This is a genomic window from Mycobacterium gallinarum (genome assembly GCF_010726765.1).
Lineage (GTDB): Bacteria > Actinomycetota > Actinomycetes > Mycobacteriales > Mycobacteriaceae > Mycobacterium > Mycobacterium gallinarum.
Window position 1 is genome coordinate 859856 of sequence record NZ_AP022601.1, and the last position, 20610, is coordinate 880465.

The 20610-nt window shown below is 66.1% G+C and carries 25 protein-coding genes; 7 read left to right on the plus strand and 18 right to left on the minus strand.

The window, feature by feature from the left end; translation table 11 throughout:
* Positions 1 to 2: 2 nt before the first annotated feature.
* The 3 genes from G6N42_RS04210 to G6N42_RS04220 are packed head-to-tail and all read right to left on the minus strand — an operon-like array spanning position 3 to position 2001.
* On the minus strand, positions 3 to 875 hold the full coding sequence (locus G6N42_RS04210; RefSeq protein ID WP_163726489.1) for an SAM-dependent methyltransferase: 873 nt from the start codon (positions 873 to 875) through the stop codon (positions 3 to 5).
* Positions 875 to 1687, minus strand: a complete 813-nt coding sequence (locus G6N42_RS04215) for a mycofactocin-coupled SDR family oxidoreductase (protein ID WP_163726492.1) — start codon at positions 1685 to 1687, stop codon at positions 875 to 877. The genes G6N42_RS04210 and G6N42_RS04215 overlap by 1 nt, the downstream gene beginning before the upstream one ends.
* Positions 1687 to 2001 carry a putative quinol monooxygenase gene (locus G6N42_RS04220; protein WP_163726515.1) on the minus strand — a complete coding sequence of 105 codons (315 nt, stop codon included), beginning with the start codon at positions 1999 to 2001 and terminating at the stop codon, positions 1687 to 1689. The genes G6N42_RS04215 and G6N42_RS04220 overlap by 1 nt, the downstream gene beginning before the upstream one ends.
* A gap of 218 nt (positions 2002 to 2219) precedes the next feature.
* On the opposite strand from G6N42_RS04220, the gene G6N42_RS04225 reads away from it, so the two are divergent.
* Complete coding sequence (locus tag G6N42_RS04225) at positions 2220 to 4712, plus strand: FtsK/SpoIIIE family DNA translocase (protein WP_174262009.1); 2493 nt, start codon at positions 2220 to 2222, stop codon at positions 4710 to 4712.
* A 53-nt stretch (positions 4713 to 4765) separates the two neighbouring features.
* On the opposite strand, the gene G6N42_RS04230 is transcribed toward G6N42_RS04225, so the two are convergent.
* Complete coding sequence (locus G6N42_RS04230; protein ID WP_174262010.1) at positions 4766 to 5275, minus strand: amino-acid N-acetyltransferase; 510 nt, start codon at positions 5273 to 5275, stop codon at positions 4766 to 4768.
* Between the two features lie 41 nt (positions 5276 to 5316).
* On the opposite strand from G6N42_RS04230, the gene pgsA reads away from it, so the two are divergent.
* The 4 genes from pgsA to pspM all read left to right on the plus strand — a co-directional run bounded on the left by pgsA (position 5317) and on the right by pspM (position 8171).
* Positions 5317 to 5913, plus strand: coding sequence for a CDP-diacylglycerol--glycerol-3-phosphate 3-phosphatidyltransferase (gene pgsA / locus G6N42_RS04235; RefSeq protein WP_163726521.1), 597 nt, complete (start codon positions 5317 to 5319; stop codon positions 5911 to 5913).
* A 160-nt stretch (positions 5914 to 6073) separates the two neighbouring features.
* Positions 6074 to 6406 carry a transcriptional regulator ClgR gene (gene clgR / locus G6N42_RS04240; protein WP_163726523.1) on the plus strand — a complete coding sequence of 111 codons (333 nt, stop codon included), beginning with the start codon at positions 6074 to 6076 and terminating at the stop codon, positions 6404 to 6406.
* 115 nt (positions 6407 to 6521) lie between these two features.
* On the plus strand, positions 6522 to 7334 hold the full coding sequence (pspA, locus tag G6N42_RS04245; RefSeq protein ID WP_163726527.1) for a phage shock protein PspA: 813 nt from the start codon (positions 6522 to 6524) through the stop codon (positions 7332 to 7334).
* 18 nt (positions 7335 to 7352) lie between these two features.
* On the plus strand, positions 7353 to 8171 hold the full coding sequence (gene pspM / locus G6N42_RS04250; RefSeq protein ID WP_163726530.1) for a phage shock envelope stress response protein PspM: 819 nt from the start codon (positions 7353 to 7355) through the stop codon (positions 8169 to 8171).
* Here the strand turns inward: pspM and G6N42_RS04255 are convergent.
* Both G6N42_RS04255 and G6N42_RS04260 read right to left on the minus strand, forming a co-directional pair.
* Entirely contained in the window at positions 8168 to 8584 is a 417-nt protein-coding gene (locus tag G6N42_RS04255; RefSeq protein ID WP_163726532.1) for a DUF5313 domain-containing protein, read from the minus strand. The two genes, pspM and G6N42_RS04255, sit on opposite strands and share 4 nt — an antisense overlap.
* A 30-nt stretch (positions 8585 to 8614) precedes the next feature.
* Positions 8615 to 9055 carry a limonene-1,2-epoxide hydrolase family protein gene (locus G6N42_RS04260; protein WP_163726535.1) on the minus strand — a complete coding sequence of 147 codons (441 nt, stop codon included), beginning with the start codon at positions 9053 to 9055 and terminating at the stop codon, positions 8615 to 8617.
* A gap of 41 nt (positions 9056 to 9096) precedes the next feature.
* Here G6N42_RS04260 and G6N42_RS04265 point away from each other — a divergent pair, with 41 nt between their 5' ends.
* Entirely contained in the window at positions 9097 to 10269 is a 1173-nt protein-coding gene (locus tag G6N42_RS04265) for a glycosyltransferase (RefSeq protein WP_163726538.1), read from the plus strand.
* Positions 10270 to 10279: 10 nt separating this feature from the next.
* Entirely contained in the window at positions 10280 to 10474 is a 195-nt protein-coding gene (locus tag G6N42_RS04270; RefSeq protein WP_083127638.1) for a DUF3046 domain-containing protein, read from the plus strand.
* Positions 10475 to 10477: 3 nt separating this feature from the next.
* On the opposite strand, the gene G6N42_RS04275 is transcribed toward G6N42_RS04270, so the two are convergent.
* The 12 genes from G6N42_RS04275 to G6N42_RS04325 are packed head-to-tail and all read right to left on the minus strand — an operon-like array spanning position 10478 to position 20609.
* The gene (locus tag G6N42_RS04275) at positions 10478 to 11173 is read right to left on the minus strand and encodes a DUF6390 family protein (protein WP_163726540.1); all 696 of its coding nucleotides are present in this window, start codon (positions 11171 to 11173) and stop codon (positions 10478 to 10480) included.
* Positions 11174 to 12214, minus strand: coding sequence for a hydrogenase expression/formation protein HypE (gene hypE, locus G6N42_RS04280; protein WP_163736957.1), 1041 nt, complete (start codon positions 12212 to 12214; stop codon positions 11174 to 11176). It abuts the gene before it with no gap.
* Positions 12215 to 12245: 31 nt separating this feature from the next.
* On the minus strand, positions 12246 to 13346 hold the full coding sequence (gene hypD / locus G6N42_RS04285; RefSeq protein WP_163726543.1) for a hydrogenase formation protein HypD: 1101 nt from the start codon (positions 13344 to 13346) through the stop codon (positions 12246 to 12248).
* On the minus strand, positions 13343 to 13666 hold the full coding sequence (locus G6N42_RS04290; RefSeq protein WP_163726546.1) for a HypC/HybG/HupF family hydrogenase formation chaperone: 324 nt from the start codon (positions 13664 to 13666) through the stop codon (positions 13343 to 13345). Before G6N42_RS04290 ends, hypD begins: the two co-directional genes overlap by 4 nt.
* 16 nt (positions 13667 to 13682) lie before the next feature.
* Positions 13683 to 15971 (minus strand): carbamoyltransferase HypF, encoded by a 2289-nt coding sequence (gene hypF / locus G6N42_RS04295; RefSeq protein ID WP_163726549.1) that lies wholly within the window; start codon positions 15969 to 15971, stop codon positions 13683 to 13685.
* Positions 15968 to 16246 (minus strand): HypC/HybG/HupF family hydrogenase formation chaperone, encoded by a 279-nt coding sequence (locus G6N42_RS04300; RefSeq protein WP_163726552.1) that lies wholly within the window; start codon positions 16244 to 16246, stop codon positions 15968 to 15970. Before G6N42_RS04300 ends, hypF begins: the two co-directional genes overlap by 4 nt.
* Positions 16247 to 16250: 4 nt before the next feature.
* Positions 16251 to 16742 carry a hydrogenase maturation protease gene (locus G6N42_RS04305; protein ID WP_163726555.1) on the minus strand — a complete coding sequence of 164 codons (492 nt, stop codon included), beginning with the start codon at positions 16740 to 16742 and terminating at the stop codon, positions 16251 to 16253.
* A 19-nt stretch (positions 16743 to 16761) separates the two neighbouring features.
* Positions 16762 to 16884: a DUF6893 family small protein gene (locus tag G6N42_RS31680; RefSeq protein WP_410506750.1), complete on the minus strand. Its 123-nt coding sequence runs from the start codon at positions 16882 to 16884 to the stop codon at positions 16762 to 16764.
* Positions 16881 to 18284 (minus strand): hypothetical protein, encoded by a 1404-nt coding sequence (locus G6N42_RS04310; RefSeq protein ID WP_163726558.1) that lies wholly within the window; start codon positions 18282 to 18284, stop codon positions 16881 to 16883. The genes G6N42_RS31680 and G6N42_RS04310 overlap by 4 nt, the downstream gene beginning before the upstream one ends.
* Positions 18281 to 18961: a DUF6084 family protein gene (locus G6N42_RS04315; RefSeq protein ID WP_163726563.1), complete on the minus strand. Its 681-nt coding sequence runs from the start codon at positions 18959 to 18961 to the stop codon at positions 18281 to 18283. Before G6N42_RS04315 ends, G6N42_RS04310 begins: the two co-directional genes overlap by 4 nt.
* On the minus strand, positions 18958 to 19614 hold the full coding sequence (locus tag G6N42_RS04320) for a DUF5947 family protein (RefSeq protein ID WP_163726566.1): 657 nt from the start codon (positions 19612 to 19614) through the stop codon (positions 18958 to 18960). The genes G6N42_RS04315 and G6N42_RS04320 overlap by 4 nt, the downstream gene beginning before the upstream one ends.
* Complete coding sequence (locus G6N42_RS04325) at positions 19614 to 20609, minus strand: NifU family protein (protein WP_163726568.1); 996 nt, start codon at positions 20607 to 20609, stop codon at positions 19614 to 19616. The genes G6N42_RS04320 and G6N42_RS04325 overlap by 1 nt, the downstream gene beginning before the upstream one ends.
* Between the last annotated feature and the right edge of the window lies 1 nt (position 20610).

Sequence of the window (20610 nt, forward strand, 5' to 3'; positions counted from 1 at the left end):
GGTCAGGTCTTCTCGGCGTACGCCGTCCACTCCAGTTGCGACGCCGTGAGCTTGCGGCCCGACGGTTCGACGTAGTGACGTAAAAAGTAGTCCGGCCCCGCCTGTTCGATCAGCCGCCATCCGTACTGCGCGACGAACGCCGCGATGTCGTCTGTTTCCAATCCGAACTTCCACAGCTGCTGCTTCTCGCGGAACCGGCGATACGCCGACCGGGCGCCGTACAGGTTCCTGCCGTCGATGAAATCCTGTCGCACGTAGGTGAACACCAGCCGGCTCGACGGCGCGGCGCTCCGCAGGTACTCGAACGTGGCATGCACCGCATCTGCGGTCAGGTACTGCGTCACGCCCTCCCACACGAAGAAGGCTCGATCGCCGCTGCGGTGTCCCGCCCTGGTCAGTTCGGCGGCCAGATCGTCACGCTCAAAATCCACCGGCACCAACCGAACCGACGCAGGCGCCTCACCCAACACCCGGCGGACAGCAGCCTTCTTGCGTTCGATGTTCACCGGCAGGTCGACTTCGTACACCGGGACATCGGATCGCCGGGCGAGGCGATACGGCCTGGTGTCCATGCCGGCGCCCAGGATGACCACCGCATCGATATCGGGCAGCGCGTCGTCGAGCGTCTCGTCGATGAATCGCTTGCGACACGCCAGATTGGCCCACAACCCCTGGCCCGCTCGCTCCGTGGCGCCGATCATCAGCCGCCGCAGCGTAGCGAGCCGGGTCGCTTTCACGAGACCGCGCAGACCGGCGGGCAGGAACGCAAGAGCCAAGTCGTCGTCGACGAGCCGGCGTTCTGGTGCCTCGTACTGTTCGACGGCGGCCAGCACCATGGGGCCGAAAGCCGTTTGCGCGGGCCCGTTGTCGGCCATCAGCGCTTGTTGACCGATCCGGCATCCACGGGCAGCGCCACGCCGGTGATGTAGCGAGCTTCGTCGGAAACCAGCCACGCGACGGCGTTGGCGATGTCCTCCGGCTGCAGAACCTGAACGGGCAGCGCGTTACCCATATCCTGTGGGCTCTTCTCCGCTATGCTCCCCAGCCACTGCCGGGTGGCCTCGTTGTTGATCATCGGGGTGTCGACACCGGCCGGATGTACCGAATTGACCCGAATGCTGTGCGGGGCAAGCAGATTGGCGTAGAGCCGCATCAACCCGACGATGCCGTGTTTGGCCGCGACGTATCCGATGGCGCCGGGGTCGTCGCTGCCCATCCCGACGAGACCCACGACCGAACTGGTCAGCACGATCGACCCGCCGTCGCCCTGCTCTTTCAGCGTGGGTATCGCCACCTCCACGGTGTGATGGACGCCCGTGAGATTGACGTCGATCACGTCACGCCAGGCGTCCTCGGCTGATTGCATCGGTGCGATACCGGCGTTGGCGATGACGATGTCCAGCCGGCCGAATTCGTCGACGCCGGTCTGCAGCGCGCTCTTCAGCGCGTTTTGGTCGCGAACATCGGCCCGCTGCGCCACGATTCGCGCGCCGGTGTCCTCGACGAGCTTGACCGTGAGCGCCAGATCGTCGGGAGTGGCCAGGGGATAGGGCACCGACGCGATCTGGGCGCAGATGTCGACGGCGATGATGCTCGCGCCGTCGGCGGCCAGCCTGACCGCCTCGGCGCGGCCCTGACCCCGGGCGGCACCGGTGATGAACGCGACCTTGCCGTCGAGGGCGCGCATTACGGACGCAGTGCACCCTTCGAGGGATCGCCGCCGACGACCGGCTGCAGCATCTTGATGTCAGGTGCGCCGTCGAGGAGCTCGCCGACGGTGCCGAACAGCGTCGCGACGGCCGGCGCCTGGCTGTGGGCCGTCAACGCATCGGCGTCGGCCCACTGCTCGACGAAGACGAAGGTGCCGTCAGCCTCGTGCAGTGCGTAGAGGTCACAGCCGGGTTCGGAATGCACCGCCTCGATGGCCTGCTTGCATGCTTCCCGGACGGCGTCCACCGACTCGGGTTTTGCCTTCATGGTTGCGACGACGACGATGGGCATGGGCGGTGAACTCCTCGGTGAGTGCTGGCCAGATGTGAGATCACCCTACTCAGCGAACCTAACTAAATCGCGCCTACCCGGTGCTCAGGCCAGGTCGACCCACGTGCGGGTGCCTGAGCAGGTGATATGCGATGTTGATCCAGGTCAGCGATTGATACCGTTCTGTGACCCGTGTGGCAGATGGTGATTGTGGGGCTATTGCGACTAGTCTTACAGGCATGCCCAGTAAGACCGCCGCGCGTTCCGGCAGCCGCTCTAGCAGGTCAAAGTCCGGCGCGCGGACCACCCAGAAGCGCAAGCCGGCGCCGCGGCGGGGCCCGTCACCGGTGTCGTCGGCCGGCGCCACCGTGGGACGTGGGGTGCGTGCGGGCTGGCTGATGCTGGCCAAGGGCGCCGGGTCGACGGCGCGGTCCGTCGGCCGGGCCCGCGAGCTCGAGCCCGGTCACCGTCGCGACGGCATCGCGCTGGCCCTGCTCGGCATCGCCGTGGTGATCGCCGCGAGCTCATGGTTCGACGCGGCCCGTCCCGTCGGCGCGTGGATCGACACCTTCCTGCGGGTGCTCATCGGCTCCTCGGTCGCATTGGTGCCGATCGCACTCGCCGCGGCCGCCGTCGTGCTGATGCGCACCGAGCCCAACCCCGACTCCCGGCCGCGCCTGATACTCGGCACGGCGATGATCGTGCTGCCCGTCCTGGGGCTGTGGCATCTGTGGGCGGGATCCCCTGCCGAACCCGTCGCGCGACAGCACGCCGCCGGCTTCATCGGGTTCGCCATCGGCGGCCCGTTGTCCGACGGGCTGACCGTGTGGATCGCCATGCCGCTGCTGGTGATCGGTGCACTCTTCGGTCTGCTGTTGGTGACCGGCACAACGATTCGCGAAGTGCCCGAAGCGGTTCGGAGCATGCTGTCGACGCGTTCGTTCCGCGGTGAGTACTACGACGATGACGAGTACTACGACGAAGAAAACCCTGCTGTCGCCGCCGGCTCCGACGATTTCTCGGACGGGTACTACGACGACCCCGCCGGTTACGGCGACGACGAGGCGACGGCCTGGCCTTCCGGAGCCGGGGGGCCGGCGACTTTCAACGGCGGCACGCCGATGGAGAACTACCCGATCGAGGACGAGACACCGACCATTCCCGAGCCCGCCGCCAGGGCGCGCAAGAAGAAGACGGCCAAGCCCAAGATCGTCGACCGGGTCGTCGAGGGGCCGTACACGCTGCCGTCGCTCGACCTGCTGATCGCGGGCGATCCCCCGAAACGGCGCAGCGCGGGCAACGACCGGATGATCGAGGCGATCACCGAGGTGCTCGAGCAATTCAAGGTGAACGCCACGGTGACCGGCTGCACACGCGGGCCGACCGTCACCCGCTACGAGGTCGAGCTGGGCCCCGGCGTCAAGGTCGAGAAGATCACCGCGCTACAACGCAATATCGCCTACGCCGTCGCGACCGAGAGCGTCCGCATGCTCGCGCCGATCCCGGGCAAGTCCGCCGTGGGCATCGAGGTGCCCAACACCGACCGAGAGATGGTCCGGCTGGCAGACGTTTTGACCGACCCGGGTACCCGTGCCGACCACCACCCCTTGGTGATCGGCCTCGGAAAGGACATCGAGGGCGAGTACATCTCGGCCAACCTCGCCAAGATGCCGCACCTGCTGGTGGCCGGATCGACCGGCTCGGGCAAGTCGAGCTTCGTCAACTCGATGCTCGTGTCGCTGCTGGCGCGCGCGACTCCCGAGGAAGTCAGGATGATCCTGATCGACCCGAAGATGGTGGAACTGACGCCCTACGAAGGTATTCCGCATCTGATCACCCCCATCATCACGCAGCCGAAGAAGGCGGCCGCGGCGCTGGCATGGCTGGTCGAGGAGATGGAGCAGCGCTACCAGGACATGCAGGCGTCGCGTGTGCGCCACATCGACGACTTCAACAAGAAGGTTCGGTCGGGGGAGATCACCGCGCCGCTGGGCAGCCAGCGTGAGTACAAGCCGTACCCCTACATTCTCGCGATCGTCGACGAGCTCGCCGACCTGATGATGACCGCACCACGTGACGTCGAGGACGCCATCGTGCGCATCACGCAGAAGGCCCGCGCCGCGGGCATCCACTTGGTGCTCGCCACTCAGCGGCCGTCGGTGGACGTCGTCACCGGGCTCATCAAGACCAACGTTCCGTCGCGACTGGCGTTCGCGACGTCGTCGCTGACCGACAGCCGCGTGATCCTCGACCAGCAGGGCGCCGAGAAGCTCATCGGTATGGGTGACGGGCTGTTCCTGCCGATGGGCGCGAACAAGCCGATCCGTCTGCAGGGCGCGTTCATCACCGACGAGGAGATCCACGCCGTCGTCGAAGCCACAAAGTCCCAGGCCGAGCCGGAATACACCGAGGGCGTCACCGCCGCCAAGACCACCAGCGAGCGCACCGACGTCGACCCCGACATCGGCGATGACATGGACGTGTTCCTGCAGGCGGTCGAGCTGGTCGTGTCCAGTCAGTTCGGTTCGACGTCGATGCTGCAGCGCAAGCTGCGCGTGGGCTTCGCCAAGGCGGGCCGGCTGATGGACCTGATGGAGACCCGCAACATCGTCGGCCCCAGCGAGGGATCCAAGGCGCGCGAGGTGTTGGTCAAGCCCGACGAGTTGGCGGGCACGCTCATGTTGATCCGCGGCGGCTCGGGCGACTCGGCGGGCGACGACGACGAGGGGTGAGCGATTTCGGCGCGCAAACCGTCGCTGAAGCGATCGTCAGCGCGCCCAATTCGCTACAGGGTGAGCAGCATTCGGGTGTTGCCGAGGATGTTCGGCTTGACGTAGGACAGGTCGAGGAACTCGGCCACGCCGGTGTCATACGAGCGGCACATCTCCTCGAAGACCTCAGCCGTGACCGGGGTGCCGTCGATCTCCTGGAAGCCGTGTCGGCTGAAGAATGCGACTTCGAAGGTCAGGACGAAGATGCGCTCCAGATGCAGATCTCTGGCCACGTCCAGCAGCCGGTCGACGATCGCGTGCCCGACCCCTTGACCCCTGACCTTCGGGTGCACTGCGACCGTGCGCACTTCGCCGAGGTCCGACCACAGCACGTGCAGGGCGCCACACCCGATCAGTTCGCCGTCGAGCTCGGCGACCCAGAACTCCTGGACAGCCTCGTAAAGCGTCACCAGATTCTTCTCCAGCAGGATCTTGCCGGAGTAGATGTCGACCAGAGCCTTGATCGCAGGCACATCCGATGTTCTGGCCCGCCGGATGGCGACCTGTGCGGGATCTGCGCTCACACGTGGAGGGTATCCGTCACAGCAACGGATATTCTGTTGCGGTGCCAGGCGAACCCACGACTGATCCCGTGGTGCCACGTGCCCGCGTCGCGAACATCGCCAATGTGCTCACCGGTATCCGGCTGGCGTTGGTCCCGGTGTTCCTGGTTGTCCTGTTCGTCGCTGACGGCCACGAAACGTTCTGGCGGATAGCCGCATTCATTGTGTTCACGGTTGCGGTGATCACGGATCGGTTCGACGGTGCACTGGCCCGCAGCTATGGGATGGTCACCGAATTCGGCACTTTGATCGACCCGATCGCCGACAAAGCTCTCATCGGTGCGGCTTTGATCGGCCTTTCGATCCTCGGCGAGATGCCGTGGTGGGTGACCATCGTGATCATGACGCGCGAGATCGGCATCACAGTTCTGCGCTTCGCGGTGCTGCGGCATGGTGTCATTCCGGCCAGTCGCGGCGGAAAGCTGAAAACCCTCGTCCAGGGCGTGGCGATCGGTCTGTTCGTGCTGCCCCTGTCGGGTCCCTGGCTCACCGGGGCCTGGGTGGTGATGGGGGCGGCCGTCATCCTGACGGTGATCACCGGCATCGACTACGTCGTCTCGGCCATTCGCGATTCGCGCGCACGCCCCGCCGCGCACTGAGTTCAGTCCGTTGTACAGCGGTTTCGCCTCGAACGGCGGCTATTTGCGCCATCCGGGAACCACCCGCATGCCCGCGGCGTTGCCCTAATACAAAGATCCAATGTCGCCGCCGGGGCGGCTCCGGCGACCCAGAGACGGACCTCTCGAAAGGGGAGCACGTATGACGGCATTGCTGCGCGAGGTGATCGGCGACGTGCTGCGCCGCGCCCGCACCGAGCAGGGCCGCACCCTGCGCGAGGTGTCCGACTCCGCCCGGGTCAGCCTGGGTTACCTCTCCGAGGTCGAGCGTGGCCGCAAGGAGGCGTCGAGCGAGTTGCTCAGCGCCATCTGCAGTGCGCTGGACGTGCCGCTGTCGCGGGTGCTGTCCGACGCGGGCGACGAGATGGGTCGCCAGGAACTCGCGGCGTTCGAGCGCGAATCGATCGGTTCGGCCAACATCGACGCCGCGACCAAGGTCGTCATTCCGCAGGTCGTGTCAATGGCGGTCGCCTGAAAAGGCTCAAGCCGGTGTAGGTGCGACAACAGTCACCGACCCGATAGATTGGGCAGCACGGTAAGCCGGCGGCCCAGGGCCGAGACAACGACAGACACGAAGGCGGAATGAACCGATGGCCAATCCGTTCACCAAGGCGTGGAAGTACCTGATGGCGCTCTTCAGCTCCAAGGTCGATGAGTACGCCGATCCGAAGGTGCAGATCCAGCAGGCCATCGAGGAGGCCCAGCGCCAGCACCAGGCGCTGACCCAGCAGGCCGCCCAGGTCATCGGTAATCAGCGTCAGCTGGAGATGCGGCTCAACCGCCAGCTCGCTGATATCGAGAAGCTTCAAGTCAACGTCCGCCAGGCCCTGACGCTGGCCGACCAGGCGACCGCGGCCGGGGATGCCGCGAAAGCCACCGAGTACACCAATGCCGCCGAGGCGTTCGCCGCGCAGCTGGTGACCTCGGAGCAGAGCGTCGAGGACCTCAAGTCTCTGCACGATCAGGCGCTGCAGGCCGCCGGGCAGGCCAAGAAGGCGGTCGAGCAGAACGCGATGATGCTGCAGCAGAAGATCGCCGAGCGCACCAAGCTGCTCAGCCAACTCGAGCAGGCCAAGATGCAGGAACAGGTCAGTGCATCGCTGCGGTCGATGAGCGAGCTGGCCGCGCCCGGCAGCACGCCGAGCCTCGACGAGGTCCGCGACAAGATCGAACGGCGCTACGCCAACGCGATCGGGTCCGCGGAGCTGGCCCAGAACTCCGTGCAGGGCCGGATGATGGAGGTGCAGTCGGCCAGCGTGCAGATGGCCGGCCACTCGCGGCTCGAGCAGATCCGCGCGTCCATGCGGGGTGAGCAGTTGCCGGCGGGCGGTAACGCCGCAGCCGCGCCTGCCGCGCCTGCCGCCAACCCGCAGGCGGCACCGGAAAACCCACTGTCGCAGTAACGTCCGTGAGGAACAGGTGTGAATTCGCGAGCCAGTAGACCGGAGGCTTGGCGCTCGGTGGTGCAACGCGGTGTGGACACCGCCGCGGAGTGGTCCGATGTGCTGGCCGAAAAGCTCAACGCCGCAGCGGATCCGCGCGCCAAACTGTTGCGCAAGCGACGCTGGGCCCTGCGGCTCGGCGTGTTCTTCACGGTGTCGTCGCTGTTCTGGATCGGTGTCACCGGACTGCTGTCGGCGTGGGAGACCCCGTTCTGGGCACTGTTCATCCCGGCTCCCATCGCTGTCGGCGCCGCATTCCTGGCGACGCTGTCCTTCCTCCGCTACCGCTGGCTGCGCGGTGAACCGTTGCCGCCGCAGCGTTCCCGTACCGCTCGACGGCTGCCGGCGTGGGGTTCGGCCGCCCGTCAGCCGATGGCCGCGCTGGCGGCCTCAGAGCGCGGTCTGTTCTCGCTTCTCGGGGTGATGGAGCGCGGTCGACTGCTGCCCGCCGACGAGCTTCGTGAGCTGACGGTCGCGGCCAACCAGACCGCCGCCACGATGACCGCGACCGCGAACGAGGTGGTGTCGATGGAGCGCACAATGAGTTCCGCGCCGCAGTCGCGCGCGCATTTGGCGCCGACGATTCAGGCCTTCACCGCTCAGCTGCAGCAGGGTAGCCGTCAGTACGACGAAATGGTAACCGCGGCAGCGCAATTGGTGTCAGCGGCCAACACCGGGTCGATGTCGAGCTCACCGATGACCCAACAGCGCTACCGCAACGAGCTGTCGAATGCGACCGATCGGCTGCTCGGATGGGCACAGGCCTTCGACGAACTCGGCCACCTGCGCCGGGCTTAGACGTCGTGCGAGCTCGCCGGTCCTGAGCGCGGCCCGTAGCGCTCGATATACGCCTCGTGGACGTGGGCGTTCTTCTGGCGGGAGAGTGCGTCGACGAGGTTCGGGTCCAGACCGTGCTTTCGCAGCATGTGTCGTCGCCAGACCTTGTTGAGCGCGTGTGAGAAGAACACGAATGGGATCAGGATCGGCAGCGTCATCGACAGATGCACGTCCAATGTCGTCGGGATGAACCAGAACGGGATCAGGATGACGAACGCGGGAATGAATACGCGAACCATCATGCGGACCGTGGCGCCCTTGCCCGCCAGGTCGTTGCGCACCCAGTCGTGCATGGACGCCGGCAGCGCTCTGCCGTAGCAGTAGCCAATGTATTCGACGAAGTTCGGCCGTGTACGCGCGGATTCGGTGCTCATATCGAGCCCGAATGATAGCAATGCGGCAGGCTACATGGTCGCACGCAGAGACGGGAACACCGTTGCGGCGACTCCCCGGACGGTTCCCTTCAGGAAGTCCAGCGTGTCGAAATAGTCTCGCCACAGGGTGATCCGCCCCGCATGCACCTCGAAGACCCCGCACACCCAGAACTGGATGCGCAGCGGTCCGAACACCAACGCGTCGGTGCGCTCGGTCAGCACCGCATTGCCCTCGGCGGCGATCCGGTGGATCTTCACCTCGAAGCCCATGCGGCCCTCGCCTCGTCTCATCATGCCGACGATGCGTTCGCGGCCCCTGATCGTCGGAAATCCGACGTTCTGCCATTCGATGGTGTCCGCCAGCGAGCGGTCGACGGTGTCGAAGTCCTCGTCCTGAAGTGCGTAGAGGAACGTCTCGACGATACGGACGTTGTCGAGGTCGGGTCTTACTCCGGATGCCTGGTCGGTCATGTCCTCAGACTATGGGGCAGCGCTGTGGCATGGTAGGCCCAATGCGCGTCGCGGTCGTTGCCGGACCCGATCCCGGGCACGCCTTTCCGGCCATTGCGCTGTGCCTTCGCTTCCTGGCCAACGGGGATTCGCCGACACTGTTGAGCGGCACGCAGCGGCTGGCCGTGGCTGCAGCGGCAGGCGTCGACGCGGTGGAACTCGTGGGTCTGGACGCGACCGAAACCGACGATGACGCCGACGCGGGCGCCAAGATCAACCAGCGGGCGGCTCGGATGGCGGTGCTCAACGGACCGCAGCTGACAAAGTTGGCACCGGACCTGGTGGTGTCCGATGTCATCACCGTCGCCGGCGCGTTCGCCGCCGACCTCCTGGGCCTGCCCTGGGTCGAACTGAACCCCCAGCCGCTGTATCGACCCTCGAAGGGTCTTCCGCCGATCGGCAGCGGGCTGGCGCCCGGCGTCGGCATCCGCGGCAAGGTCCGTGACACGGTGTTACGGGCGATGTCCGCCCGTTCATGGCGCGAGGGACTGCGGCAGCGGCAGGCGGCGCGGGCCGAAATCGGTTTGCCTGCAGTCGACCCGGGTCCACGGCGACGGCTGATTGCCACGCTGCCCGCCCTGGAGGTGCCGCGCCCCGACTGGCCGTCCGAGGCGGTGATCGTCGGGCCCCTGCACTTCGAGCCCACGTCGTCGGAACTGCCGATTCCGCCCGGCTCCGGCCCGGTGGTGGTCGTCGCACCGTCGACGGCGACGACCGGTGCCCGCGGCCTGGCCGAACTTGCCCTGGACACCCTGATCCCCGGCGAGGCGCTGCCGGAGGGGTCCCGGGTCGTGGTGTCGCGGCTGGGCGGCCCCGATGCGCCGGTGCCGCCGTGGGCCGCGGTCGGGCTGGGCCGCCAGGACGTACTGCTGTCGAGCGCCGACGTGGTGATCTGCGGTGGCGGGCACGGCATCGTGTCCAAGTCACTGCTCGCGGGCGTACCGCTCGTGGCGGTGCCCGGCGGTGGCGATCAATGGGAGATCGCCAATCGCGTTGTGCGCCAAGGTAGTGGGGTGCTGGTTCGCCCATTGACAGCCGAGGGATTGGCGGCCGCGGTGCGTGAGGTGCTGTCGTCGCCGGCGTATCGGGCGGCCGCGCGAGACGCCGGCGCGACCCTGGCCGACGTCGACGATCCGGTACGGGTGTGCCACGAAGCGGTCGGGCCGACCGCGTAGGTTGGGCGACGTGCGGTTGACGGAATTCAACGAACTCGTCGAGGGACAATTCGGTTCGGTACGCGGCGCGTCGTTGCTCGTTGACCACGTTTTGACTGGTCTCGGCGGGCGCACCCCCGCGCAGGCCATCGAGGATGGCGTCGACCCGCGCGATGTCTGGCGCGCGCTGTGCGCGGATTTCGACGTCCCGCGCGACCAGTGGTGACCCTCAGGCCCGTCTGGCGGCGTTGACCAGGTCGAGTGTCACCTGTGTCGCGACGGCCAGTGCGTCGGCGTCAGCGTCGCTCAGCGACCCGCACACCCAGTCCCAGTGCGCCGACACCGTGTCTCCGGGAGCCGGCGCCGGGCCCAAGGATTCGCCGTTCTTGCTCCAGCGCACCGATTCGACGCGCGGATCTGCCAGCGCCAGCTCGCCGGTATCGAACGACAAGGGCCGACAGACTATCTCGGCCGCCTCGCCGGCGACGGAGTCGACGATGCCCCAGCGAATTCGGCAATCCTGCATGACCCGCACCGGCGTCGTGGGATCGCGATCAAGGAAACGGATCCAGGGGTAGACCACCAATACGTGAAAACTGTGGTGCGCCAATATTTCTGAGTGCTCAGGTAGATCGTTCAGCAGTCCGGTGACTTGGCCGGCGAAGGCGCTACGCAGGCGTGACAACAACTCGGCGGGGTCGACCTTGTCCAGTAAGGGTCCGCCGATCCAATAGCTGCGCACGACGTCGTCATCGAGCGGATCGGCGATCCCCGCTGCATCGGCAATGGCCTGCAGATACGGCCACGCGCCGTCGAATTCGCGCGCATGTGAGGCCAACTCGGTATGAGCAACATCGGCGGGTCCGCAGTAGCCCAGTTCGTTCGGCGGGAAGGCGTAGCAGGCGAAGGTCTCGTGCCCGCTCATTCAGCAGATCCGCGGTAGTTGTTCGCCGATGGGCAGGTCGACGACGCGGGTGCCGCCCAGTGCTGTCTTGGCGGACACCATCCCGGGGTGCTCGGCGACACAGCGTCCGATCACCGTGGCATGGACGCCGAGCGGATGTGTTTGCATGGCGGCGAGTACTCGATCGGCGTCCGCCGGTGGAACGAACGCGAGCAGCTTGCCTTCGTTGGCCACGTAGAGCGGGTCGAGACCCAGCAGACCGCAGGCGTCGCGCACCTCGGCCGGAATCGGGAATGCCCGCTCGTCCAGGGAGATTCCCACGTGGGCCGTCTTGGCGATCTCATTCAGCGTCGCCGCGACGCCACCTCTGGTCGGGTCGCGCAGCACGTGGATGTCGGCTCCGGTGTCGATCATCGCCGCGACCAACCCGTGCAGTGGGGCGGTGTCGCTCGCGACGGTGGTGCCGAACTCCAACCCTTCTCGACAGCTCATCACCGCGACACCGTGTACTCCGATGTCGCCGCTGACTATCACGACGTCACCCTCCGCGGCGCGCTGCGGCCGGATGTCCGCGCGCTCGTCGATCAGACCGATGCCCGCCGTGTTGATGTAGACGCCGTCCCCGTGGCCGGCATCGACCACCTTGGTATCACCGGTGACCAACTTGACGCCTGCCGCCATCGCCGCAGTTCCCACCGCCTGGGCGACCTGTGCAAGCTCATCCAGGGAAGTGCCCTCTTCCAGAATGAACGCCGTGGAGAGCACCATCGGCCGTGCCCCGGCCATCGCCAGATCGTTGACAGTGCCGTTCACCGCCAGATCACCGATCGTGCCGCCCGGGAAGGCCAGCGGTTTGACGACGAAGGAGTCCGTCGAGAACGCCAGCCGCACATTGCCGACCTCCAGCACCGCGGAATCGCCCATTGCCGCATCGGCCGCGGGGCCGAACGCCGGCAGGAACAGGTGCTCGATGAGTTCGGCCGACATCGCCCCGCCGCCGCCGTGTCCCATCACGATGTTGGGCGAGTTCCGCAGGGGGGCGGGACAAACCCACGATTCCATGTCGATCTTGGCGCCGGTATCCGCAGGCGTATCAGGCACTCGCCACCTCCAGCCGCCGGTACAGGTAGTAGGCGGCGCACGCCCCCTCCGACGAGACCATCGTGGCCCCGAGGGGATTACGCGGGGTACACAGTGTGCCGAATGCCTCGCACTCGTGCGGCTTGATCAGGCCCTGGAGCACTTCGCCTGACCGGCATACCGGCGATTCCTCGGTGCGGATGTCGGTCACAGAGAAACGGTGCTCCGCATCGTAGTCGCGGTACGCATACGAGAGCCGCCAACCGCTGCTGGGGATCGTGCCGATGCCGCGCCATGCCCTGTCGGTCACTTCGAAGACGTCGAGGAGCATGGCTTTGGCCGCGGAATTCCCGTCGGATTGAACGGCACGCGGGTAGGCGTTCTCCAGCTCGTGGCGACCCGATTCCAGCTGTAGCACTGTGCGGCGAATTCCCTCGAGGATGTCCAGCGGCTCGAATCCTGTGACAACGATCGGAATGTTGTACTTGTCGCACAGCGGCGGATACTCCTCTGTCCCCATCACTGTGCAGACATGACCGGCCGCCAGGAACGCCTGCACCCGGCAGGTCGGGGATTCCATGATCGCCGAGATCGCCGGGGGCACGAGAACGTGGGATACCAGCAGTGAGAAGTTCTCGATGCCAAGCCGCTTGGCTTGGTAGACCGTCATCGCGTTGGCCGGCGCCGTGGTCTCGAAGCCGATTCCGAAGAACACCACCTGTTTCGCGGGGTTATCCTTCGCGATCTTCAGCGCGTCCAGCGGTGAGTAGACCACCCGCACGTCTCCTCCGCGGCTTTTGACCTGGAACAGGTCCTTTTCGCTGCCGGGCACGCGCAGCATGTCGCCGAACGAACAGAAGATCACATCGGGACGTGACGCGATCTCCAGCGCCTTGTCGATGATCTCCAACGGAGTCACGCAGACCGGGCACCCGGGGCCGTGGATCATCTCGATGGTGTCCGGCAGCAGTTGGTCGATGCCGTGCCGGATGATCGAATGTGTCTGTCCGCCACATACTTCCATGATCGACCACCGCTGACTGGTGGCAGCCTTGATCTCGTCGACGAGGCGGCGGGCGAGCTGGGGGTCGCTGAACTCATCCAGGTACTTCATGGTTTCACTCCAGAGTTTCCGTTGGGTGGTGAGTTGGGATTGTCGACGCCGGCCTGTTGGGCAGCCAGTTCGAAACCATCACTGAACTCCTCCCTGAGCACCCCGAGGTGCTCGAATTCGGCGAGTGTTCGCATCGCTGATTCCTCGTCGAGGCGCTGCAGCGCGAAACCGACATGGACGACCACGTATTGGCCGACTTCCGCATCGGGGATGTATTCCAGGCAGACGTCCTTCTTGATTCCGCCGAAGTCGACGACCGACATCAAGGTGCCGTCATGGTCGTCGATGCTGACAATTCTTCCCGGTACCGCCAAGCACATCAGCGGCCTCCCTTCCTCATGAGGCATTCCCCACCATCAGTTGGCCCAATGCGATCCCGCCGTCGTTCGGTGGCACCGAACGGTGAGTGATCACGTTGAATCCTTTGGTCTGCAGACCGCACACGGCCAGGCGTAGCAGCAGTGCGTTCTGAAAGACTCCACCCGACAGCGCGACGGTCGGCGTGTCTGGCACCGCAACGGTGGCCAGGTGAACGATCAGATCCGCCACTGCGCGGTGGAACTGCGCGCCGACCACCCCTGCGGCCACTCCGGAGCGGATGTCGGCGACGACGGCGGTAATCACCGGTGTCGGATCGATCACCGTCGGCGCTTGAGCGAGGTCGATGGCGAACTCATACGTGGCTGTGCCGCGGGCTGCGTCGCGCGACATCCCCTCCAGCTCGATGGCCGCCTGTGCCTCGTAGGCGACCACCTGGCGCACGTCGACCAACGACGCGACGGTGTCGAAGAGCCGCCCCATGCTGGACGTCGGTGCGCAACCCAGGCCGGTCTCGAGCTGGTGTGCCAGTACGCGCAGCTCGTCTGTGGGGCATGCCCGCACGGGCGCGAGGTCCTCATCCCAGGCCATTCCCGCCGCCCACAGGTGCGCCAGCGCCATCCGATACGGCCGCAGGACGCTCACGTCTCCGCCGGGCAACGGCGCATACCGCAGGTGTGAAAGCCGCCGGTATCCCTTGTAATCGGCGAGCAGCAGTTCGCCGCCCCACACGGCATTGTCGGGCCCGTAGCCGGTTCCGTCGAAGGCGAATCCGAGTACCGGCTGCGACCCGTCCAGGCCGTGTTCGGCCATGACCGAGGCGATATGAGCGTGGTGGTGCTGAACCGTCCGGACGGGCCGTCCCGCAGCGTTTCGGTGCGCCCATGCGGTTGACCGGTACAGCGGATGGGCGTCGGCGACAAGCACTTCCGGTTCGATACCGGTGAGTGCCTGCAGGTGGCCTCGTGCCGAGTCGAAGGCCGCCAACGTCGACAGGTCGTCCATGTCGCCGATGTGCTGGCTGAGCCACGCGTACTTCCCGTCTGCCACTGCCAGTGTGTTCTTGAGGTCGGCGCCGACCGCGAGGGTGGGCGGCAGCGCAACCGGCAGCGCGACGGGCAGCGGTGCGTATCCGCGGGAGCGTCTGATCGGCAATTCGACTTGGTCGACGACCCGTACGACGGAGTCGTCGCACGGAACCAGGATCTCCCGGTCGTGCATCAGCCATGCATCGGCCAACTGCGAAAGTCGTTCCAGCGCATCGCCGTCTGTGTAGCAGATCGGCTCTCCGCCAAGGTTGCCCGATGTCATCACGAGTGTGGCGGGGCTCGGTTCGTCACCGGGGAGGCCGAACAGCAGCGCATGCAGTGGTGTGTAGGCGAGCATGACGCCAAGGTCCGGATTGTGCGGGGCCACGGCGTCGGCGACCGCGGCATCCTCCCGGCGCGGCATCAGCACGATCGGCCGGTGCGCACCGGACAGCAGCCGCGCCGATCCGTCGTCGATCTCGACGATGGTACGTGCGGTCGCCATGTCGGCGACCATCACGGCGAACGGTTTGTCCCCCCGCCGCTTTCGCGTGCGCAGCTCTGCCACCGCACGCTCGTTGGCGGCATCGCAGGCGAGGTGGTATCCGCCGAGTCCCTTGACGGCAAGGATGCCGCCGTCGTTCAACAGGCGCCGCGCCTGCCGCAGCGCGCCTTCGGATTCGGCAGACCGGCCGTCGCGGGCCCGGTAGCGCAGCGCGGGCCCGCATTTCGGACAGCACACGGGTTGGGCGTGGAATCGCCGATCAGCTGGATCGTGGTATTCGGCCGCACAGTCGGCGCACATCATGAAGGGCGCCATGGTCGTGGACGCGCGGTCGTAGGGTAGCGACGCGATGATGGTGAAGCGGGGGCCGCAGTTGGTGCAGTTGACGAATGCGTGCCGGTAACGCCTGTTGGTCGGATCAGTCTGCTCGGCGGCGCACTCGGCGCACATCGCGACGTCGGGGGAGGCCAGCGTGCGGCCCGCGGCGGACCGGGTCGTATCCGCGATCGTGAAGCCGGTGCCGCCGACAACCGCGATATCGGCGGTCTCGATCGACTCGATCACGGCCAGTGGCGGCGGTCGGTCACGTAGTCGGGTGAGGAAGTCGTCGATCTGGTCGGCGCCACCCTCTACCTCGATCATGGCACCGGAACTGTCATTGCGTACGGATCCGGACAGGCCGAACGCGGCCGCGCACGCGTAGACGAACGGCCGGAACCCGACTCCTTGAACGACGCCGTGTACGCAGACACGGAGCCTGCGTCGGCCGGTCATGGGGACGCCCTGTCTATCTGGCTGGGGAATTCTCCTGGTTCAGCACCCCTGCCCATCATCTCCAGGCCGGCCATCGCGGCATCGGCACCTGCCTTGTCGGTTTTCTCGACGACGAATCCCATGTGGATGATCACCCAGTCGCCCGCGTCGAATGTCTCCTCGGGCAGCATTCCGATGTTCACTTTGCGGTTCTCGCCCGCGACATTGACCAAGGCCAGCTGACCACCGTAGCCCTCCAGCATTCGGACTACCTGTCCTGGGATCCCGAGACACATCGCTTCAGCCCTCCGCACGTGCCGGTGAGCGGACGCCAAGGTCGGCCAGCACTTCGTTGATGGCCGCGACCGCAATCGGCACCGCCGCGGCGACTGCCTCCGACAAACCCATGCCCTCATCGATGTTCTCGACTTCGCAGCCGATGACGATCGTCTTGGGTGCAGTCCCGCCCAGCGCACTGAGTGTGGCGAAGACGGCCGCCGGGTCCATGCTGTGCGCTTCGAGACCGGCTGTGGCAGAGAGGGTTTCGTGATCAGCCTCGAATATGTGGAGTGTTCCGGGTGTTCCGCGATTGGGCAGTGCATCGACGAGGACGAGCGCGTGCCACTCCTCGAGGAGATCATAGGCGAGGTGCATACCCCTGATCCCATAGTCCACCGGGTGTACATCGGCGCCTAGGCCCCGACCGACGACATGACGCATCACCTCGGGACCGAAGCCGTCGTCTCCGAGGAAGATGTTGCCGATTCCGGCGACCAGGATGCGGGCTGTCATCTGGTTGACGAACTCCCAACTACATGTTGCGTATCTTCATATACCGTCGCACGTCTGGGATGGAGCGGAGTCCGACCACCACCCCGCCGACAATGACGACGGCCACGACACCGGTTGCCAACCAACCAATTACATCCATCATGAACTCCTATCTGGACTGACTACTCTTGCGTCGATCGGTTCGACCTCGTCCGGCGTGAAGTACAGGTATCGGCCATACGAGTCGGGCATCTCGACGTCTGGATCGTCCTCCACGATGACACCGACGTACTGCTGGCCGTCGACGTCCTCATGGACGGAAGTGACGCGGGCGCTCTTGCCCGCGAAGAAGATGTCCTGCGCATCGGCGCGGCGACACGGCCGCAGGCGGACTCTGCTGCCCGCGGACACGCGCACGCCGTTCACCAGTACCGCATCGACGTCGGGGCGGACAGCGTTGTCGGCTACCGGATCCCACCAATCGACACCTTCTGGAATCTCGGGGATCAGCCCGGCCGACCTCATCTGCTCATCCAGTGCATCGAGTCCCGGAGGGAGCCCGGGCTCCTGCGCGTGCGGGTTGCGCAGGATGCCGTGCAACTGCTGCAGTGCCTCCGGCGACATCGAATCGCACCTGTCGATGATCGCCGCGGCCAGTGGATCGGTGGCACGTGCTTGCGCCTTCTCCTCATCGGTCATCGTCATCACGCGAAGGGTGAGGATTTCGTCGATCTCGGTCGAGTCGTACAGCGCGCCCTCGCTCTGTTCGGCGATCTCCGGGTGGTCGTAGAGAATGATCGGCGAAATCAGCAGCAGGTCACGTTCCCCGGGCCGTCCGGCGAGCACCGGAAAGCAGCGGTGCTGGACCAGGCGCGAAACCGCGTCCGCCGCGGAGTCCGGCGGTTCGAGCAGTGAGATGAACTCTCCGCCAACCACTTCGGCGATGATGTGAGTACCGATCATTGATGTGGCGATGGCTTGTTCCTTGTCCAAGGCCTTGTCTCCGACGGCCGCGCCGGTATTGTGCACCGTCACGCTGACCCGGTAGAGGTCGGTGGCCTCGCTCTCGACGGCGACGGTCAGATCGGCCCGGATGGCGGATCTGGTGCGGACCAGTCGACCGCCGTCCACATTCTCGGCCTCACTGCCCTCGCCGACCTCGATGGCCAGGGTGCGCGGCCGCACGAGGCCGGTGAGGTCGAACGGCCCGAACGACAGTTCGCGCTCCACCGCCTCGTCCCACGTGACCCAGGTCTGCGAGCCACTGGTCAGTTCGTCGACCGGTTCGAATGTTCCGCCGCCGATATCGCGTTCGGCGCGGCGGTGCTGCAGCTGCAGGAAACGCACGACAAGCGTCAATTCGCTGACACCGTCGATAAGGAACTGCGCCGACATGCTGTCGTCCTCGCCGATGCCCGCCTCCGACGCGCCCGGTGGTCCGACCACCCCGAACTGCCAGCGGGATTGGTTCTTGGACGACGTCGCCCGGTAGGGGTAGAGCAGATACCCCTCATAGAGCACCGCATCGGCGATGGCACGCGCGCGATCCCAGGTGGGTTTCACCGGACCTCCTCGGGCGCAGGGGTCGGTGGGGTCAGCTGCGGGGCTTCGGCAAGCAGGGTGGTGACGGCGTCCTCGAAGTCGAGCATCCCGCGGGCTGACTTGTACGCGGCCAGTGCGGATACGGTGTCGTGCCCGAGTCGCACCCACCCCGCGTTGGGGTAGTGGATCCGAACGAGGTCGTTCCACACCGCGACCGGCATCTCGTATTGGGCTTCGCATTCCCAGGACACCTGACGAACCGAGAAGCCACGTTCGCCTGGGACGAACACCGTTCCGCTGAACAGGAAGAGCAGGGGAATGGCACCGTCGCGCAATGCATGCAGGTATTTCGACGCCGCGACCTCGAAATCGTAGGTGCACTCCAGTGGCAGGGACACCTCGGTGACACCGGTGAAGCCTTGAACCATCGCGGTGCTGTGTTGCCAGAGGAACGTGCGTTGAGTGTTGACCCATCGCTCGCGCGGCCCGAACAGGTCGAGCAGGCCAGCGGCCTCTTCGTCGGAGTAGGGCCTGCGCAGCGGTTCGATGCGGATCTGGCATCGCAAGGCGATCGCCTGAATCGGCTCGGTATCTGAGTCGGGCCCGCCGGCCGTGATACCGACGCGCGCGGTCAGTCGTGGCGTGACCGAGAACTGTTCTGCGACCACGTCCACGACGGTGAACGTCAAACTGCTCACGGGGACGCCACCTTGCTCCGGGCCTTGACCCGTTCGAAGAACTCGTCGACGAACTCTCGGACCTCGTGGCCGCCGTCGAAGCCCCGCCACAACATTCGCAGTCTGCCGACGAACTCATAGCATGCGTCGATGGGGACCAGGTAGCACTCGGCGGGGGCGTTGAGTTCCGGATCCACGTGGTCTCGATCGGGCACCCGCACCAGTAGCGCTTCGACATCGTCGGCAAGCATGTCCAGTCGACCGTCGGCGCCGCTGATCTCGCTCCAGGCGTCGAGGTCCAGTTCCGACTCGGTGGCACCGGCCGGGCCCGGGTAGAACGCCACGGTCTTGTCCAAGTCGGAGTTGTGGAAGAAGAACGCCAAGCCGACGGGTATCTGGAGCGCTTCCCACGCGCGACGGTCCAGCGAGAAATCGGCGAAGCTGAGATATCGATCGGGCACCGCCCGGTACCGGAGTTTGGCGTGTGGGTCGGTGAACAACAGATAGCAGCCGCGGCACGTGCACATCAGTTGGCGCGCTGAGACATTGACGACGTGCTGGTGCTCGTCGGCGATCGGTTCGGCGCACATCTCGCATCGTTCACCGGCCGGCTGCACCGAAGGCTTGTTGGCCCGGATGCGCGTCAGTACGTCGAAAGCGCTCGCATCTGCCATCACGTCACTCCGGTCGCCTCGGCGAGCACCGCGATCGACAGGACGCCATCGCGACGGAGCAGGGGAATCGGATCGAGGTGCGTTCGAGCGGACGCTTCGGCGTTGGCCCGATTGCGCGCACCGCGCGCGGTGTCATCCAATCCCGCACCTGCGTGCACCACATCGAAATGTGCGTGACAGCGCGGACAGCGGAGGACCGCCTGGCCGATGGGTGCGCCCATCGGACGGTGCAGCACAGCCCCGGCCATCGAGTCCTCACACCGACCGCACCGGTCGTGGTACGCGAACAGGTCGTCACCGATTCGGCAGGCCAGGATCGGCACGCCGGCGACCAGAAAGCCGCCGACCTCGCCGGGCTCGAGATCCGCGATCTCGGGAAGTGGGTGCCAGGCGGCGCCTGCGCTGTCCACCGTGTCCTTGGTGTGGACGCGGCTCATCAACGAATCCACCGAGATCACGCCCGACGTGCTCTCCGCCGCAGCCACGACTTCGATCGAGGCGATCTCGGGCGCGGCGGCACGCACGGCGTCCTCGACGGCGAACTCGAGGGTGACCGCCGATGACGGGCAGCTCTTGCAGCTGCCCGCGAACTGCAGGCGAACTACGGGCCCGTCTTGGCCGTCGACCACACCGAGCAGCGTGACGTCGCCACCGTGCGAGCCCAGATACGGTCGAACACTGTCCAGGGCATCCTCGATCCTGCGCTCGACGCCGTGGGGGTGCAGCCCGTGCACGAGCATGAGGCTGGCGACGAGTTCGTCGGCGGCGAACCGTTCGACCAGCTCCGGTGTCGATTCGGAAGTCATGGCGACGATCCGCTCGAGCGCGGCCCCGTAGAGGTCCGTCAGTTCGGCGGCGAGTTGTTCGGTCCGCTCCCGCACGACCGTTCCGCTGCCCGCACTGGCGTCCAGCAGGGTCTGAATCCGATCACCTGCTGAACGCCATCGCGTTTCGTCGTCGAGTGCCTCCGGGCTCTGTTGTCCAGTCGAGGCCATA

What these genes read in the sequence shown, in the direction of transcription:
- G6N42_RS04210 (WP_163726489.1), bottom strand. Translation starts at nt 875, where the DNA reads ATGGCCGACAACGGGCCCGCGCAAACGGCTTTCGGCCCCATGGTGCTG.
- G6N42_RS04215 (WP_163726492.1), bottom strand. Translation starts at nt 1,687, where the DNA reads ATGCGCGCCCTCGACGGCAAGGTCGCGTTCATCACCGGTGCCGCCCGG.
- G6N42_RS04220 (WP_163726515.1), bottom strand. Translation starts at nt 2,001, where the DNA reads ATGCCCATCGTCGTCGTCGCAACCATGAAGGCAAAACCCGAGTCGGTG.
- G6N42_RS04225 (WP_174262009.1), top strand. Translation starts at nt 2,220, where the DNA reads ATGCCCAGTAAGACCGCCGCGCGTTCCGGCAGCCGCTCTAGCAGGTCA.
- clgR (WP_163726523.1), top strand. Translation starts at nt 6,074, where the DNA reads ATGACGGCATTGCTGCGCGAGGTGATCGGCGACGTGCTGCGCCGCGCC.
- pspA (WP_163726527.1), top strand. Translation starts at nt 6,522, where the DNA reads ATGGCCAATCCGTTCACCAAGGCGTGGAAGTACCTGATGGCGCTCTTC.
- G6N42_RS04255 (WP_163726532.1), bottom strand. Translation starts at nt 8,584, where the DNA reads ATGAGCACCGAATCCGCGCGTACACGGCCGAACTTCGTCGAATACATT.
- G6N42_RS04260 (WP_163726535.1), bottom strand. Translation starts at nt 9,055, where the DNA reads ATGACCGACCAGGCATCCGGAGTAAGACCCGACCTCGACAACGTCCGT.
- G6N42_RS04265 (WP_163726538.1), top strand. Translation starts at nt 9,097, where the DNA reads ATGCGCGTCGCGGTCGTTGCCGGACCCGATCCCGGGCACGCCTTTCCG.
- G6N42_RS04275 (WP_163726540.1), bottom strand. Translation starts at nt 11,173, where the DNA reads ATGAGCGGGCACGAGACCTTCGCCTGCTACGCCTTCCCGCCGAACGAA.
- hypE (WP_163736957.1), bottom strand. Translation starts at nt 12,214, where the DNA reads ATGGAATCGTGGGTTTGTCCCGCCCCCCTGCGGAACTCGCCCAACATC.
- hypD (WP_163726543.1), bottom strand. Translation starts at nt 13,346, where the DNA reads ATGAAGTACCTGGATGAGTTCAGCGACCCCCAGCTCGCCCGCCGCCTC.
- G6N42_RS04290 (WP_163726546.1), bottom strand. Translation starts at nt 13,666, where the DNA reads ATGTGCTTGGCGGTACCGGGAAGAATTGTCAGCATCGACGACCATGAC.
- hypF (WP_163726549.1), bottom strand. Translation starts at nt 15,971, where the DNA reads ATGACCGGCCGACGCAGGCTCCGTGTCTGCGTACACGGCGTCGTTCAA.
- G6N42_RS04300 (WP_163726552.1), bottom strand. Translation starts at nt 16,246, where the DNA reads ATGTGTCTCGGGATCCCAGGACAGGTAGTCCGAATGCTGGAGGGCTAC.
- G6N42_RS04305 (WP_163726555.1), bottom strand. Translation starts at nt 16,742, where the DNA reads ATGACAGCCCGCATCCTGGTCGCCGGAATCGGCAACATCTTCCTCGGA.
- G6N42_RS31680 (WP_410506750.1), bottom strand. Translation starts at nt 16,884, where the DNA reads ATGATGGATGTAATTGGTTGGTTGGCAACCGGTGTCGTGGCCGTCGTC.
- G6N42_RS04320 (WP_163726566.1), bottom strand. Translation starts at nt 19,614, where the DNA reads ATGGCAGATGCGAGCGCTTTCGACGTACTGACGCGCATCCGGGCCAAC.
- G6N42_RS04325 (WP_163726568.1), bottom strand. Translation starts at nt 20,609, where the DNA reads ATGGCCTCGACTGGACAACAGAGCCCGGAGGCACTCGACGACGAAACG.